We start from the raw sequence: 3,736 nt of genomic DNA, 5'->3' as shown, positions 1-3,736 counted from the left end.
CGCGGCACTTCCTGCACCGCCAGCAGGCTGCAACGCTCGTAAGCATACAGCTCGGTCATCTGCGCCAGCACCGGCTTGACGCCGTCGGCGGTGTCCATGAAATCGTCCGCTAGCAGCACGGCGAACGGCTCGTCGCCGATCACCGGCCGCGCGCACAGCACCGCGTGGCCCAGTCCCAGCGGCTCCGACTGGCGGATGTAGATGCAGTTCACATGCTTGGGGATGACGTTGCGCACCAGCTCCAGCAGCTGCTGCTTGTCGGCCGCTTCCAGCTCCGATTCCAGCTCGTAGGCCTTGTCGAAATGGTCTTCGATGGCGCGCTTGTTACGGCCGGTGATGAACACCATCTCGGTGATGCCGGCCGCCACCGCCTCTTCCACCGCATACTGGATCAGCGGCTTGTCGACGATGGGCAGCATCTCCTTCGGCTGCGCCTTGGTGGCGGGAAGAAAACGGCTGCCGAGACCGGCCACCGGGAATACGGCTTTTCTGATTTTGGACATGACTTGTTATTGTGAGAGTAGTGCTAAAAGGCCGGCTTCATCCAGAATGGTGACCTCCAGCTCCTGCGCCTTTGCCAGCTTGCTCCCGGCGTCGGCGCCTGCCACCAGGTAGTGTGTTTTCTTCGATACGGAACCGGAGACCTTGCCGCCCGCCGCTTCGATCTGCGCGGCGGCCTGGTCGCGGCTCATGTTGGGCAGCGTGCCGGTGAGGACGAATGTCTTGCCGGTCAGGTGGCCTTCCACCACGGCGGCGACTTCCGGCAGTTGTGCCAGCAAGTCCTCGCGCAACAGGTGCAGCGCCTTGACCTGCTCGCGGTTTGCCGGCACCGCCATCCAGGCTTCCAGCGACTCCGCCACCGCCGCCGGCAGGCCGAACACATTGAACACGTTCAGATAGGCCAGCGCTTCCAGCGTCACGCCCTGTTCGATCAGCTGCTTGCTGCGCGGTTCGGTCAGTTTCGGGACCGCCAGCGCGGCCAGCAGCTTGACCGGTTCCAGCTTGTCGCGCAGCTTGGGACTGGGCGCGTGTTCGCCTTGCGGTTCGATGCCGGCTTTCAGCAGCGCGTCGATGGCTTCCTGGTTCTTCGGCTCGGCGAAGAATTCGGCAATCGAATCGGCCACCACGCCGCCGATATCGGGCAGCACGCGCAGCAGCGCGGCCGGCACACGGCGCACCAGCTCGAAGCGGCCCAGCCAGTCGGCCAGGGTCTTGGCGGTCGATTCGCCGACGTGACGGATGCCCAGCGCGAACAGCAGGCGCTCCAGCGGCGGTTTCTTGCTGGCCTCGATGGCGTCCAGCAGGTTTTCGGCCCACTTGGTGGCGATCTTGCCCTTGGCGACCGTCTCCGGCGTGGTGCCGTCGCGCTCATCGGCCAGGCGCTTCATCTCCAGCAGGTCTTCCAGCTTGAGCGCATAGAGATCGGCCACGCGCTGCACCTTGCCCCATTCGACCAGACTGTCGATGTAGCGGTCGCCCAGGCCTTCGATGTCCATCATGCGGCGGCCGGCGAAGTGACGGATGGCTTCCTTGCGCTGGGCGGAGCAGAACAAGCCTCCCGAGCAGCGCGCGATCGCCTCGCCCTCTTCGCGCACGACGTGCGAACCGCACACCGGACAGGTCTTCGGCAGCTCGTAGGCCACCGTCGATTGCGGGCGCTTGTCCATCACCACCGCCAGCACTTCGGGGATCACGTCGCCGGCGCGGCGCACGATCACGGTGTCGCCCACGCGCACGTCCTTGCGCCGCACTTCATCCTCGTTGTGCAGCGTGGCGTTGGTGACATTGACGCCGCCCACGAATACGGAGGCCAGTCGCGCCACCGGCGTAATCGCGCCGGTGCGGCCGACCTGCACTTCGATCGCCTGCACCACCGTCAGCGCCTCCTCGGCCGGGAACTTGTGCGCCAGCGCGAAACGCGGCGCGCGCGAGACGAAGCCCAGTGCCCGCTGATCGGCCACCGAATTCACTTTGTACACCACGCCGTCGATCTCGTACGGCATGGACGGACGCGACTCGCCGACCTGCTTGTAATACGCCATCAGGCCATCGTAGCCGCGCACCACGGTGGCTTCCTTGGCCACCGGCAGACCGAGCTCGCGGTACCACTGCAGCAGCGCCGAGTGCGAGGCCGGCGCCTCCGCGCCTTCCAGCGCGCCGACGCCATAAGCGAAGAAACTCAGCTTGCGCGAGGCGGTGATGCGCGAATCGAGCTGGCGCAGGCTGCCCGCCGCGGCGTTGCGCGGATTGACGAACTCCTTCTGGCCCAGCTCACGCTGGCGCGCATTCATCGCCTCGAAATCGCGCTTGAACATCAGCACCTCGCCGCGCACGTCGAGGATGGCGGGCGGATTATCGCTTTTGAGGCGCAGCGGAATGCTGCGGATGGTGCGGATGTTGGCGGTGACGTCCTCGCCGGTGTAACCATCGCCGCGCGTGGCCGCTTCATTCAACACGCCGTGGATGTAGCGCAGGTTGATCGCCAGGCCGTCGTATTTCACCTCGGCCGCGTATTCCACCTGGGCGGCGGTGTCCAGTCCCTCGCGCACGCGGCGGTCGAAATTCTCGATATCCTCCTCGGTGAAGCCGTTGTTCAGCGACAGCATCGGCACCGTGTGCGTGACCTGCTCGAACTGCGGCAGCGGCGCCGCGCCCACGCGTTGGGTCGGCGAGTCGGGCAGCACCAGCTCGGGGTGCGCCGCCTCCAGCTGCTGCAGCTCGCTGAACAGCTTGTCGTATTCCGCATCCGGGATGGTCGGCGCGTCCAGCACGTGATAGGCGTGCAAATGGCGGTTCAGCTCCGCGCTGAGTTGTTCGATGCGCGTCTTGAAATCTGCTTCCGTCATTACCGTACCTTAGCTGAACAGACGCAGCGCGCGGGGGGAGCCGGCCGGGATGTCGGCATCGTTCATCTCGCCGTAGAAGTCCTGCACCTGGCCGGCGATCTCGCTCAGCGCGGCGTCGGACAGCGGCTGGTTGTAGTCATCGACGATGGTCGCGTCCAGGCGCGCCATCAGCGAGCGGGCGCAGGCCACCATGGCGCCGAAGCCGTCGCGCGCCGGCGCCACGCAGGGCACATCCAGCAGCAACGTCAGGCGCGAGGTGGTTTCCTCGGCCGGCGTGACGTTGGTGCTCAGCGAGAACAGGAAGCCGCCCTCGCCGTCCGGCATGACGAAACGGCCGTCGGGACGCACGTCGAAGCCCTGCTTTTCCAGCGCGGCGATCAGGGTGTTGACCGACCATGGCGCGCCGTTCGACTGCAGGTTGACGCCCAGTTGCGCGTCGTGCGCGGCAACGAAGCGGTGCAGATTGCGCGCCTCGGCCATGACTTCGATCATGTCCGGCACGGCCGGTTCGGCGCCGATTTCGTCGGCCATGGCGCGCAGGCGCGTCACCAGCTCCGAGTATTCCAGTTCGTTCAGCGCGGTGCTGCGGCTGGCCAGCTGCACGCCGCCCTGCAGTTCGGTGTAGACGCCGCCGTGGCTGATCGGTTCCCAGTCGCCGCTGACGGCCTTGCCGATGAAGTGCACCGGCTTGTTGCCGACCATGCGCAGGGTCTGCAGCACCGGCAGCAGCTTCTCGCCACGCGCCGGCGCTTCCAGCGTCAGCGGCAGCAGGCAGTCGATCAGCGGATCGACCAGCGCCGTCGCCTGCTCGGCGGCGGCGGCCGATGCGGCGTCGGCGCGCGCGGCCAGTTCCTCGTCGCTGGGCGGCTGCCCCGCCACGTCCTCGGTGC

The 3,736-nt window shown here is 66.7% G+C and carries 3 protein-coding genes; all 3 read right to left on the bottom strand.

The features are described from left to right. On the bottom strand, positions 1-503 hold a 503-nt coding region (locus E4L98_RS12575; protein WP_135201897.1), incomplete at its 3' end, for a UTP--glucose-1-phosphate uridylyltransferase. 6 nt (positions 504-509) lie between these two features. Continuing rightward, positions 510-2,846, bottom strand: coding sequence for an NAD-dependent DNA ligase LigA (ligA, locus tag E4L98_RS12570; protein WP_135201896.1), 2,337 nt, complete (start codon positions 2,844-2,846; stop codon positions 510-512). Between the two features lie 9 nt (positions 2,847-2,855). Continuing rightward, a partial coding sequence (locus E4L98_RS12565) for a cell division protein ZipA C-terminal FtsZ-binding domain-containing protein (protein ID WP_229257378.1) occupies positions 2,856-3,736 on the bottom strand: 881 nt, incomplete at its 5' end.

Source organism: Duganella callida (assembly GCF_004614165.1).
GTDB classification, from domain to species: Bacteria; Pseudomonadota; Gammaproteobacteria; order Burkholderiales; family Burkholderiaceae_D; genus Rugamonas; species Rugamonas callida.
The sequence above is the reverse complement of the archived record's forward strand: the minus strand, read 5'-3'. Positions and strand labels throughout refer to the sequence as shown.

Bases quoted from the DNA above. Each gene is read 5' to 3' on its own strand.
- ligA (WP_135201896.1), bottom strand. From the start codon at position 2,846: ATGACGGAAGCAGATTTCAAGACGCGCATCGAACAACTCAGCGCGGAG.